Annotated in this window: 11 protein-coding genes; all 11 read left to right on the top strand. The window is 46.1% G+C overall.

All coding sequences use genetic code 11. The features are described from left to right. The first annotated feature begins 986 nt into the window (after positions 1–986). On the top strand, positions 987–1,319 hold the full coding sequence (gene eutM, locus J4G02_17365) for an ethanolamine utilization microcompartment protein EutM (GenBank protein MCE2396315.1): 333 nt from the start codon (positions 987–989) through the stop codon (positions 1,317–1,319). A gap of 21 nt (positions 1,320–1,340) precedes the next feature. Then, positions 1,341–2,078 (top strand): phosphate propanoyltransferase, encoded by a 738-nt coding sequence (pduL, locus tag J4G02_17360; protein MCE2396314.1) that lies wholly within the window; start codon positions 1,341–1,343, stop codon positions 2,076–2,078. A gap of 10 nt (positions 2,079–2,088) precedes the next feature. Next, entirely contained in the window at positions 2,089–2,847 is a 759-nt protein-coding gene (locus J4G02_17355; protein MCE2396313.1) for a hypothetical protein, read from the top strand. Positions 2,848–3,559: 712 nt separating this feature from the next. Continuing rightward, positions 3,560–5,353, top strand: coding sequence for a hypothetical protein (locus J4G02_17350; GenBank protein ID MCE2396312.1), 1,794 nt, complete (start codon positions 3,560–3,562; stop codon positions 5,351–5,353). Between the two features lie 231 nt (positions 5,354–5,584). Continuing rightward, a complete protein-coding gene (locus tag J4G02_17345) occupies positions 5,585–6,025 on the top strand; it encodes a hypothetical protein (protein MCE2396311.1) in 441 nt (146 codons plus the stop codon). 44 nt (positions 6,026–6,069) lie between these two features. Continuing rightward, entirely contained in the window at positions 6,070–6,651 is a 582-nt protein-coding gene (locus J4G02_17340) for a hypothetical protein (GenBank protein MCE2396310.1), read from the top strand. A 1,078-nt stretch (positions 6,652–7,729) separates the two neighbouring features. Then, entirely contained in the window at positions 7,730–11,059 is a 3,330-nt protein-coding gene (locus tag J4G02_17335; GenBank protein ID MCE2396309.1) for a hypothetical protein, read from the top strand. A 339-nt stretch (positions 11,060–11,398) separates the two neighbouring features. After that, on the top strand, positions 11,399–11,695 hold the full coding sequence (locus tag J4G02_17330) for a carboxypeptidase regulatory-like domain-containing protein (protein MCE2396308.1): 297 nt from the start codon (positions 11,399–11,401) through the stop codon (positions 11,693–11,695). A gap of 2 nt (positions 11,696–11,697) precedes the next feature. Next, the gene (locus J4G02_17325) at positions 11,698–12,360 is read left to right on the top strand and encodes a MotA/TolQ/ExbB proton channel family protein (protein MCE2396307.1); all 663 of its coding nucleotides are present in this window, start codon (positions 11,698–11,700) and stop codon (positions 12,358–12,360) included. An 84-nt stretch (positions 12,361–12,444) separates the two neighbouring features. Beyond that, the gene (locus tag J4G02_17320; protein MCE2396306.1) at positions 12,445–12,891 is read left to right on the top strand and encodes a biopolymer transporter ExbD; all 447 of its coding nucleotides are present in this window, start codon (positions 12,445–12,447) and stop codon (positions 12,889–12,891) included. Between the two features lie 14 nt (positions 12,892–12,905). Next, the gene (locus J4G02_17315) at positions 12,906–13,337 is read left to right on the top strand and encodes a biopolymer transporter ExbD (protein ID MCE2396305.1); all 432 of its coding nucleotides are present in this window, start codon (positions 12,906–12,908) and stop codon (positions 13,335–13,337) included. Positions 13,338–13,377 lie beyond the last annotated feature (40 nt).

Here is a 13,377-nt window from a genome sequence, read left to right as displayed (position 1 = left end):
AAATGCAACGCAGTGATTCCAGACATGAGCGTGTCCGTCTATTGTCTTGTGTAATTCACGATTGCCGTGATTAGAATATAGTTTGAACTTGTAGGTTTTCATGTTTTTTCAACTAAGGATTTAGCTCTCTGGCTCTCATGTCCTATTCCGTAGGAGGTGGGAGGCACCACCGAGCAGTGGTGCGGAATCCCCCCACGAAAGCCAAAGGAATTATACCATATTTTAACTACAAGTTCAACCGTTTTTAGACGTTGACACAAGGAGCCAATCTGTATCCCCGCATTAAAAGACGGGGGTTTAGATTGGAAGATTTTGATAAATAAAGTGTGATTTTGTAAATTTCATGACCGTGATGAATCCTGAAAATGCTTGAATCAATTGACGAACTGTGATATACTGCTATAATAACTTTAAGGTTATATCTTTCGCAAGCCGGTTAAGCTACAATATATTTAAGTTTGGGTCTGAATATGTAATCCAAGCTGCTAGAGTGTATTGACATTTATGTGGAACCTTGCTCATAAATTGATGTTGATTTGGCAGGTCAGCAAACCTTCCACGGGCAACCGCTTTAGCATAGCACACATCTGTAAAACCGCTGAAGTATAGAGGCCATTGGGATTCTTGGCACAGTCACCAATTATGAATACCCGTATAGGGATTGAAATTATTTTTTTTTACCTGACAGTGCCCTGCCAAACCTGTGAATCGTAATGGTATGCAATGTCCATTGTCAGACTGCTTGGTTCCATTCGTGTTATGGGTTGTTTCAGGGTCGCTTCACAGAAGTTATCCCTGTAAATCCCTCAATCCAGAGAATCCTGATTCAGACAGGCAGCGGCACCAGAACTAGCAACTTGCGTTAAAATATAACAACCTTGATCAAAAAGTAATCAAATCCTACATAGGAATAGCTAGAACATTATAGTGAGCATAAATGATGAGGGGATGGTCTATACTGTCAATCAGGAGGTTACATTTCGATTATGGCTGGTGAGGCTTTAGGTTTGGTTGAAACGAGAGGGTTGGTTGGAAGCATCGAAGCGGCTGACGCGATGGTCAAAGCGGCGAATGTCCAAATTATCGGCTATGAAAAGATCGGCGGCGGGTATGTCACCGTCATGGTCCGTGGCGATGTCGGTGCTGTCAAAGCAGCCACAGACGCCGGGGCAGAAGCAGCCGCACGCGTCGGAGAGGTTGTATCGGTCCACGTCATCCCACGACCACATGCAGAGGTTGAATCGGTTTTACCCGTCCAAGAACAGTCCGATGACAACACGCTGACGATTGATATCGCCAACGATGAAGCAACAAATTGATGGAGTCAGGGAAGATAACGGATGAATGACAAGGCACTCATTGAACTGGTCACTCATAAAGTGCTTGAACAATTGAAGCAGGGTGCTTTGAATCCCGATGAAATCGGGAATAAAGAACCCTGCGGTGGCTGCGCCTTGCGAACTTGCGCGGCTGGGCGGCGTGCCTGTGATACTGTCGTTCAACAACAGCAGATTCCCGTTGGGGTTTCGGCGCGACATGCGCATGTAACTCAAGAACACTTAGAGATCTTGTACGGCGAAGGTCATCAACTAACAATTCACGCCCCTTTATACCAACCCGGTGCATTTGCGGCGAAAGAGACATTAACCGTCGTTGGAAGACGTATGCAAGCAATTGAGGGGCTTCGGATTCTCGGTCCCGTGAGGGATTATTCTCAGGTTGAGCTTGCACAGACTGATGCAATTCGCTTGGGACTCAATCCACCAATTCGCGATTCGGGCGATCTCGCCGGTTCAGAGTCAATTGTCTTGATTGGTCCCCAAGGGGCTATTCACTTAGAAGAGGGCGCAATCTGTGCGACACGGCATATTCACATGACTCCCCAAGATGCGGAACGTTGGGGGATACGTGAAGGCGATCTGTTGAAAGTACGCATCCCCGGCGAGCGAGCGTTGACTTTTGAGAAAATCCATCCGAAAATATCACCAAGCTATGTGCCGCAGATGCATCTCGATACCGATGACGCTAATGCTGCCGGTTTGCAGGGAGGGGAAGGCGTCGAGTTGCTGAGAGATTAGGGGTAGTTAAGTGGAGGTCAGTCCAGAAATCATTCGGCGGATTGAAGCAGAGGTCGCGAAAGTTCTCAAACGACAAGGAATGGCTTTGGCAGCTGCCCAATCCGATAAACGGATTCTGGCGATATTCGATGCCGCTCAAGTCGATCTTGCACGTCCTCTAGAACAGCTTGATAAATGTATTCAGCGAGGCTATGTCGTTACAGCCATTTTGTCAGATATAGCGGCTAAAATCTTGGACGTCTCTCGTATCCGATCCACATGCGGACAAGAACGGGTTTTCATCGCCACTGAAATTACAAACCTTCAGCCTTTCACCGAAGGTTTCTCCGCAATCGTTATTCCAACGCTATCGTGCGCGATGACAGCGAAACTGAGTCTGGGCATGGCAGATACGCTGTGTACTTACCTGGTATTCCAAGGGTTGCTTCGGGGGAACAGGGTAATAGCAACGTCTGATGGTTTTGAAATCTCGGAGGAGTCTGAAGTCCCACCTGAAATATCAAAGTTAGGGCAAGATTACATCAAAACCCTGTCGGACTTTGGGGTTCAATTTGTTACGACCGATCGAATCGCTGAGACAGTTCTAAGTGACGGTACACACCATTTTAACCCGGACTCAACAGGGGGACAGAACGTTATCACCGCCTCAGTGATTGACGGACTTGCATCGGGTGTACGTGAATTGCGTTACACCAATCCAGTGATCATTACACCACTTGCACGCGATTTAGCAGCCCGAAAGGGCATTCAACTCGTGGCGGTGGATTAAAGATCTCAATATTTTGGTATCGCTTTTGCCACAGTTGTGTATCTCTATTGCTACGATTTGAACCTAACGGACACCATATCGTTCTACCACTGTAGGGCAAACAATCCTTAAATCAATTGACTCATGTAAAGAAATGGTGCAACCGAAACCGATTGAGTTCATGAGTTCAATCGTCTATTATGGTGAATTCCAAAAATATAGTAAACACGAGAAATAAGGAGACATTTACTGACAAGGGGGATTTAGGGGGTTGGTTCTGCATTGAAAGTGTATCAATAATTCTAAACTTTACTATAAATAGACACTTTCGCTCCCCGTGTATGGTAGGCGCAGTTGGAAACAGCGCCGATGCGGTGTGGTTTGTAACCGCACCTACCGGGTCTGAGGACAGTGCGGTTCGGTTCGGGGCGTTTCATTAATTCTAAGATCCACTATAATGAACCAATGTACGAATGAACCAATGAACAAAACGCTTTCACGTTTCACGCATTACGTTTCACGCATTACGTTTCACGCTTTTACACCTTGCACTTTCTTTTTAGATAAGCCAATCAATTATGGCATCTAAATTGCTATCGACAGATTACGAATTCTATTGGTGGATAACGTCAAGTTCGCTCATGGACTGTAATTGTCATGGGCGAACTCCTTGCATTGTGCAAGGAAGTCACGAAAATCCGCTTCGCTAGGTGCACCTAAAAGGAGAGTTTCCATGAAATTTCGCATCCCGACTTCCATAGGCCCGATGCTAATAATCTGCTTATTGACGCTCATGCCCCATGCTGCGCTAGCAGACTACGACTACTTTTCGGACCGAACCAGTCGCGAACACCGGGACGCAGGTGATGTTGAAGACTGGATTGAGCGTGGCAACGCAACTGTCACTGCAAGCCCTCGTTTTGAAAACGGGATTCGCCTAACAGCTTGGGCAAATGAATCTGATAAAGAAGAAGCCTACGAATTTGCGATAGCCAGCGCAGTCTATCTTTTTGAGATACCTCGACAGGCTCAGTATGTCGAGATTTTGGTGCGCTATCGAGGAGAACCCCATCGAGCGGACTTTGATTACGAGGAAATTGCAGGGCGTGTCTGGATTCGCAATACCAAACGTGAATATGCCCGCAGGAACTATAGTGATAACGGTGAAGAGGAAACCCTCTACGGCGATACCTTCTTTTTACGCGCGAAACGTCGATCAGAGACCATAAAAATTGCGACAGCTGGGCGTGTTGATAACGGTATCCTTGAAATGCACATTGTCGCTGAAAATGGCGAGCAACTTGATCTCGAATATGTTGACGTCGTAACTTATCAACGACAACCTGATGTGCGCGTTATACACCGTTACGCTCGAGATTACCATTGGCAACCTTGGTACAGGTACACTTATCTCTATTTTTACGATGGGCCATTTTATTACTGTACAGATCTAGATTACTACATTCGATGGAGTTACCCGGTCTATGACCATCACTACCGTGCCATTCGTCGCACTTATGGCGGTTACCTCCACAGCTACTATCGCCGTTACCCGCGTCGCTACCACCGCGATTCCTACTACCATGTGAATGTCCATGTTGATAAATCGCCTAAGACGCGGCGACTGAATCGATGGACTCCGACGCATGAAACAACGCGCCGCGAATATTCACGGAGCCGATTGTCGGTCACCACATCCAAAGTGAACAGAACCAATACACAAGCGAGTAGAGCCAATGTACAGACCCGTGTCCGCTCGCTAATTACGGAACATCGTCAGACACCGGTGCTTTCAGATCGAGTCATCCAAGGGGCGACACTTTCTCGAAAACGGAGAGTTACTGATACAAGGAACGAGTCTAATACAAGCAGTAGGTCAAACACGACTGTACAACGGCAGCGCAATAGTCAACGTTCTGCTAGTGACGTGCCCACTCGATCTTACCGTTCGCCTCAACGAAGAGTTACTGATACAAGGAATGAGTCTAATACAAGCAATAGGTCGAACACGACAATACAACGGCAGCGCAGTAATCAGCGTTCTACCGGTGACATCTCGACGAGAACTTACCGCTCAACTCAGCAAATCCTAAAACGTAAACGGTTAGGTGCAGTTGAAAGAGAATCCCGATCTAACGTGCGATCTCGCAATGCGCAACCCCGCACCTACCAGTATGATCGCTTCCGATTTTCTCCAAAGGACAAGCGTTCATCGGATAGTGAAGTCTCAACCCGATCCAACGCGGAACGACGGCTGCGCCTGTACAACCGAACGCAGTCTTCGTCGAGAAGTCGGTTGAGTACACCACCTTCGCGTAGCCGATCTTCAAGCGTCAAAAAACAGACAGAAACGCGTACCCGATCCACACAATCAAGATCTCGTTCATCTACTTCCACTGCTCCACGTGTCCAAAGACCAACAACTCAGCAGACAACTTCAAGTTCAAGCAGTAAAGATGACGACGATGACAAACGGGAGCGTACCCGCAGTACGACAAGAACCCAAACACGCAGTCGAAGAAAATAGATCTAACTTGCAACTAAAATAGGACAGTTGAGGAGGAATTTCTGCCTTAACTGTCTTTTTTTTTATTGACAAGGCTTTTGGGTTCTGCTATTATACGACTTCAGGGAGAGGTAAAGGAATTTGACCGGATCTCTAGTGAAGCTATCTAGTCTGACACTTTTGATTCCCGTTTTATGCTTATTTTCACGGGTTCAAATTAGTGTCGCGCAGCCAAACGAAGACCTGCGCCTTGTGTCGCCAATAGGGGCTATAGGTCGTTCTGCGGTTCTGCCCGGTTGGGGACAGTTTTACGCGCATAAACGTTTGTTAGGTGCCACCTCCTTTGTGGGAACAAGTGGTCTCCTTATCGGTGCGTTAATTACCCACCAATCCTTCCTAAATGTTTACAACAATGAGTATGTTCCAGTTGCCTTAATTAATGATAAGTCTCCAGAAGCGCTCTTTCAATACAATCGAGCGAATCAACGCTTTAAATTACGACAGTTTTTCCTCTTCGCAGCAGCAGGGGTATGGGCGTATAGCTTAATTGATTCCTATGTTGGAGCGAATTTGTACAATGCGGAGGCAAAAGCGAACCAACTCATTGAGGACATGAAACAGATTGGAGAATTGGACGTACAACTTGAGGTGACTCCAACACAACTTCAACTGGGTATTGTCAAATTCTTTTGAAAAGTCGAGCGAACACATCTGGCCCTTATGGAGGAAGTTTAGCCATGTTAAAAGTATCTGCCAAAATCATTGGGCTACTGCTCGTTTTTAGTTTGCTTACAAGTTGTGGGGATGTAAGTAGTGTGACCAAAGTCCAGTCAAAAGAGCTTGTTTTAATTAACCAAGTTCTGAAAAGCTGGCGCGAAGGATATCAGAGTGAAGACCTTGATATGTATATGAGCGCGTTCTGGGAAGACGGATTTCTTTACGTCTCAGATATGGGCACAATGGATGATAAAACAGATGATGTTATATTTGATGATATCCGCGACGAAAGAGATTCCGCAAAGCGCGTTTTTGACAGATTCCAAGATATTGAGATTGAGTTGTCTGAACCGCCTGAGATACAACTAAATACAGATCGGACACGAGCCGAAGTCAGAAACCATTATCGGATCCAAGGGTTTGTCGCTGATGGCGATTCCCTCGAAGGGGGATATACGGGATGGTTCGCAGAAGGGAATAATATTTTCACCTTCGAGTTAAGAAAAAGTGAGGGCTCCGATAAGCAAGAATGGCGTATTACTGAATGGAAGGATGAGGCGTTTAGCGAGGAGCAGATTAGAGCCGCCAATAACATCCAGTGATTTTTCGATGCACCACGCGAAGGTTTCCTTTTCAGTGAACCTTTCCTATCATTTTATTATGTCCATCTAGTGCTAACTGTGATGTAGAACCTACCCCTCTTGTAAGGACGATGGTCCCATCAACTCACGCCAAAGGTTTATAGGCGTGACTTTTTAACTGCCTGAGTTTTTACAAATCTTCAGTTCTGCAATTTGCGGTTACCAGAATTTATGTGGTTTCGACCTCAATGCTTATCCAACCAGTATTTAACCTGCCTCTATTTTTTGCCAGCCTATTTCGATATCCTCTGTCCGGTAATGTTGCCCACAACCCAAAGGGAACAGTTGCTCAACATCTGGAAATGATTCGTCCTTTAACTGAATTCCAGTTGTGCTTCCTAAAAACTGTCCAAAAATAAGGAAGATTCGTCTCGATGTGAAGGGTTCTGTCCGTTTTTGACGCCTCTGTTGGTACATCATAATTAATTTAAGAAAAAACACTTGACAGAAAATTGCAGAAGTGTTATCTTAGGAATTACTTTTTTTCAAAGCAGAGTTTTATTGGCAAAAAAAGTATAAATTGCAAAAAGATTAGACCTGAATTTTTGCGTTTCTGTGGTGGCAAGAAGGAAGGGAACCGCGAGTGGCTTCTAAGCCAAGTATGTGGATCAGCCGGATCACTGAATGAGCGATGGCTCAACCTCAATCAGTATCTAACTTTAGAATGTTAATTATTTATATACCAACTGTTTTCAGATACTTGTATCCCGATAGATTGGGCTGCAAGGATTAACCTGATGCCGCTGGAGTCCAACTCCAGCAGAGAAAATGTAAAAATTGCTTTTGCATCACATCTGGGTAACTAAATAGTTTTATATTGCTAATAAATCCTCACTAAAGGAGGTTGCGATATGTTCCATCACTGACGCAAGTTAAAATGGGAGAAGGGTTGATAAACGGTCACAAACTCCGAAACCGCGATTAATTCGATTCCCTGATTTTAGCTTGGTGTTTGGATAAACGTGATTATGGAGGTTTTATATCCTCACTTTTACGTCAAATGTAATTTATGATTTCCTCAAGGAGGCAAATGAAAGTAATGAAGTTTTTCAAACGATCACCTGATGTTCTTCTGATAATAGCAGGGCTAATCAGTTGTTTCGTACTTTATGGGTGCGGTGCGGCTAGCCTTGGCCCACAGGAACCGCTTTTACCAACGGTCGAAGGACAGGCAAATTTTTCTGACCGCTTCCAATTGGAAGAAGAACCGCAGTTCTTCTATGACCTGTTTGGTAGAGAGCTCCTCGAAGGTAACGAAGTGTATAATTACCGCGAGGTGAAAGAATTCGATCAAAACGGTGAACTGATTTTAGGTTGGACCGGCCAGCTTGATAGCGAACGATTTTCCGCCCAGTTGGACCGCCAAGTGTTAACCGAAGATAATTTCCGTGGCAGATTTACGCAATTCGTCATTGGGGACAATATGCGTATTAAGCCTCAAACCCTATTCCCTAACCGGTATGTCATCTACAAAACGGAATTTGATGGTTTCCGATGGGATCTCTCGTTCTCCCAAGAACGTCACCTTTTCACGTTGTTGAACTCGCGTATTTCTAACCCGGTGAAGTTGTCTGACGCAGCGGCGAACCTAGCACCAACATTGGGGCGTCGTAATGGGCTAAGCGATGATGTCGGTCTCCGCCATATTGAGAACGCACGCTTAATCGGATTTCGTGCACAAGGGTTGCTTGGTGATGTCTTCCGCGTAGGGCTCACCTATGTCAATCTCCACAAAGAACACCCAGAACGGGTTGAGAATCCGCTGTTTGGTGGAACGGTTGCCAATACACCTCCGGAGAGCATCGTTGTTATCTTCCGAGATGATTCGCCAGAAGATAATCATTATGGTGCATTAACACATGACCTTGAAGACGCAGGCCATGTAGCAAAGATCCAGGGTGGTGTCGGCGCTGCCGTTAAGGGCATGAAAGTACACGTTATCACGCAAGCGTTGTCCGGTTCTCCTGCTGATGGTCCAGACCGTCCGTTGGGCCCTGAGAGAATACAGACTATCCCCGTTTTTATTGACGACCTCGCTGCTGTAGAGGGCAGTGCGGAACCGATTGAAACTAGTGATGGATGGAAAATTGTCGAAGGGTTCAACAAGATGCAGTATACATTGGACCTGACTTCTGAAGAACTCCCCAATGGTCCCATCGATCCGCGCACAGTCAAATCCGTTGAGTTTGAGATGACGGTTGCTGGCGATTATAATATCGTTGTCATCGGATTTAGTGAAGCAAACAGATCAGACGACCCACTCGCGGCAGAATGGATCAAGACCGAAGATGGTCATATCGAATCACCATATCGTGACGTGCTTCAAGCTCCCGGTAACTATGGTCGGTCAGATCATTATACTCAGAATAGATCGAGTTTGAAACATCGGCCAGGCAGCTGGGAAAATGAAGGTGCAGCGCGTACGATTCGGTATCGTTACGGTGCGGCACGTGCTGGTGTGCTGTATGGTATCGATCTAGAGGGGACCCTCTTTAATACCTTTATCCGAGCGCACTATTCAATTAACGGAAAATTTAAGCAGTATCCAACTATTCCGAGAAACCAGATCGGTTTCAGTCGACTAAATCCTGAAATCGAAGGCGCTAACATCACCATAGATGAGGCAGAGCAGACCGACGATGGATTGCCTAACCCAACCTTTGGAGTTCCACTTGATGCTAACGGCATTCCCACATACTCTGAGGCAGAAGGGGAAAGGTTTGAAGCCAAGTTGAATGGTGATCCGAATGATGACGGAGAGATGGGGCGTGAAACTGCTTGGTTTATCAACCTCAAGCAGCGCTATGGCAAACTCTTCCTCGAGTTAACACGTTACCATATCGATCCAGGTTACACGACAACCTACTATAATTTCGGTGCCAACGATGCAAGAGATGCGACCTACTCTCTTGAACGAACGCCTGAATCCGGTGCAGAAGTCCTGCCCTTCGATGAGATCAATTATTCGCTCATTGAAGACGATGATGACGACGACGACTGGCCAGATAGCATCGACTTTGACGGTGTTCTACCGCAAGCCGATGACCGTGATCAGAACGGCATCCTCGATTTCCAAGAAGACTTCCTCATCTTTGAGGCAGATCCTCCGGTTTTTGAAGATCTCGTTGACGAAAATAACAATGGCGTTGTCGATTCACTGGAAGATGATTTTGAGCCGCAGTATGAATACGGTATCAACCGCGACGGATACCATATCACTGCTAGCTATGACTTACTCGATAACATGACCCTCAAATTGGGTTGGTTAAATGAGAATGAAATTTCCAGCCAGCGGAAAAATGATTCAAAATATCTCCATCTCCGCTACCAACGCGACGTTCCAGATTTCGGAACGGTGTTGTTCCAGAACCGCTTTGTCCGTGTCGATGATGATATTCCGGACTACTCGATTACCTTGCGTCCGGGCGAGTTAGATGCTACACAGGAATCTGATTTTCTCGATTTCTTCAAGACACGGGTCAATGTGACAAGCCTTCAGTTCCTCTACAGTGCGATTCCCAACTTAACGCTTGAAACCAAGTTCTTGGTTGACTGGCGGAAGCAGTTGGGACTCGATGAAGAAGATGCCGTTGCGCTTGATGTCTTCCACCCTGAAGAAACGGCAGACGATAGGATAGATGATCAGGTTGATTTCATGGTCCCTGATGAGCAGGTACGTGCCGATGGAGACCGGAAGTCATTCCCGTTCTATCCAGATCACGGGATGAACCCACTGGATCCAGAGGACCTTGGTCTGATCTATGATCCAGAAAACTGGATACCACGCCGTTACCAAGAAAAGACCGTTCGGAATCAGATTACCATTCTCAGAGCCAAGTATGAAATCCCATTGGGCGATCTGCCCGGGGTGGACAGAATTGGTGAAGATTTAACTCTGACACCGATGGCAAAGTATATCTGGACACGAGCATTTGATCATACGCATGCTGATATTCAAAGCGGTGTGTATATCAACCCGCTGGATCCAACAAAATTTGTGCCAGATGATCCCGAGGTCATTGAGTATCTGCGATTTAACAAACGTAGCCGTGAAGATGTTCTTGGTGTTCGTTTGGATTATCAGTTTACTCAAAGAATGAATATCCTCGGCGGTTTTCAATATCGCAAGTTCACCAACCGCGATCAAGGTATCAAAGACTATTTAGCGACGCCAGCGTTTGAAGAGGCTGATATTCCAATCCTCTTCCGTCCAGACCTGCGTACCCGTATCTTTGAAGTCCAATCAATCAGTCGCGGTGAATGGCAAGGTTTCAATATCGTCATTCTCGCTGGTTTCAGAAGAACCACCATCTTGCTTGACCATACGACGAGTAATACAACCTTCGTACGAGCGATGATGGGATTCTAACAATCTCCGAAAGTGCCAAGCAGTTTTGTGCTTGGCACTTTTTCAATCTTACCGCAACTTTCAAAAAACAGAAGTGTTTATAGGTTAAGGGCAGGGCATTGTCCTTTGGAATAGCGGGTATAAGACGGACGACGGTTCGCAACCCGTGTTGATACCACAATTAGCCATCCTCGTGGACAGGGACTCTTAGGGTGGTAGAGTATGTCAAAAAGCCAAGACTACGCATTGTATAAAAGTTTAGTCGTCCGATATGAGGTGATTGAGGCGACTTGAAATTGAGGGTAATAGTAGACGCCCTCTAAATTTTACTCCACCTTCAAACTCCAATAGGGGGAATACATGAAACACCTGAGTTTAACCTTAATCCTAGCTAGCATGTTGATTGTTTACGGTGCCGTTGCGATCGCTCAAGATGCGACAACCGGCACGGTTCGTGGTAATGTTGTAGATACCACAACGGCACAAACGCCGATTAGTGGGGTTAGAGTTGTTGTCGTCGGTACCGATGGTACGGAACATGAAACCACAACGGATGATGTCGGTGAATATAGCAAGTCAGGCTTGCCGCCAGATATGGCGACCGAACTGGTAAACCGGTCACCGTCGTTGCTGGAGGCGACCACTATGTGCCGCTGAAAATGACCAAAAAAGATACGATTGTCACTTTCTTCGCTAAATTTGGTATTGTCTTCTGGCCACTTCTCCTCTGTTCTGTCGCTGCGCTGACGTTTATTATTGAACGTCTCTTTACCTTCATAAGAAGCCGTTCCAAGCTCGGTACAGAGCAGTTCATGGCAAGCATCACTGATTCTTTGCGTAATGATAATATCATGGAAGCGGTCTCAACCTGTGAAGAAGCAGGTGGACCACTTGCAAACGTTCTGAAAGCAGGTCTGTTGAGATACAGTCAAGCCCAGATCGAAGAGCAGGAGATTACAAAGGAAGAGGTACAGGAATCCATTCAAGAAGCGGGACTCCTTGAGATTCCAGAGCTTGAGCGAAACATTCCTGTTATTAGCACGGTCGCAGTTATTTCGCCGTTGTTTGGTCTCCTCGGTACGGTTATGGGTATGATTAACGCATTTACCACAATTGCACTGGAAGGTACTGGTGACCCGCAGGCACTCGCCGGGGGTATTTCCCAGGCGCTGCTGACCACCGCTGGTGGTTTAACCATTGCTATTCCGTGTCTTATTTTCTCCCAGGTCTTTGAGAGTTGGGTCAACAAATTCGTGCTTGAGATTGAGCAGGTTTCGACAGAAATCGTGAATCAACTGATTCTCGGTCAATCAGGTGCGTAAATTTCAATGTTCTCCTGTCACCCTATGGGCAACCCCTTTAGGGTGGCAGGAAGACTTACCTTTTAGATCAGGAGGTAATCGAAAATGGCAAGTACGCAAGCACCTAGCGGTATGACCAAAATGGCGGCTAGGGAACGGAGATCGGCTAAGCTCGATATGGCCCCGATGATTGACTGTGTGTTCCTGCTTCTGATTTTCTTTATGGTTTCGACCAGTTTTGCACCGATGCCTGGCATTCGCGTTCAATTACCGCCTCCAGGTAAACCGAATCCCAATAAACCCAAGGGACTCATTGTGAGGATTGCGAACCCTGAAGGTGCTCAGAAGTATGGAACAATGATCTTGAATGACGAGATTGTTAACATCAATCAGATGTTTACCGAGTTCATTCATGCGCCCGAAGAGATCAAGAATATGGTAATCATTCAGTCCGAACGGGACGTCATGCATGAGCAGATTATTAACGTGATGGATATTGCAAAGCAAGCAGGTATAGACAAAATCGGCTTTGCAGTGGTAGCAAGGGAATAACAAAGGAGGATACTATGGCTGTGCAGATGCGAACAGGGACGGAAAAGGAACGCGGTCAAGCCTTGATGATGGAACCAATGATCGATTGCGTGTTCCTACTGCTGATCTTCTTTATGGTTTCAGCGATTATGCGTGTCCCTCCGCCGTTTACTATAACGCTACCGGAGTCAGCGACAAAGCACGACTTTCCGCGCAAGAAATTCAATCTCTTTATCAGTGCAGATGGCAGGATCTCATTTGATGATTTGGAGATGCTAACACTAGATCATATGGAAATGTATCTGTCATCAAAAGAGTCTCAAATTACGACACTCATCATTAAAGCCGACAGACTTGCCAAACATGGCAGAGTTATCGATGTCATGGAACGTGCGAAACGTCGATTTAGTAAAACGGAGGGGCAAGAAATCGCTTTGATGGTCGCAGAGGAAAGTTACGGGCAATAACTACACGATATCTGAAAGCAGCTGGTACGCTGCTTTTTTA

Source organism: Candidatus Poribacteria bacterium, assembly GCA_021295755.1.
GTDB lineage: Bacteria > Poribacteria > WGA-4E > WGA-4E > PCPOR2b > PCPOR2b.
This window is presented reverse-complemented; position numbering and strand designations above follow the sequence as displayed.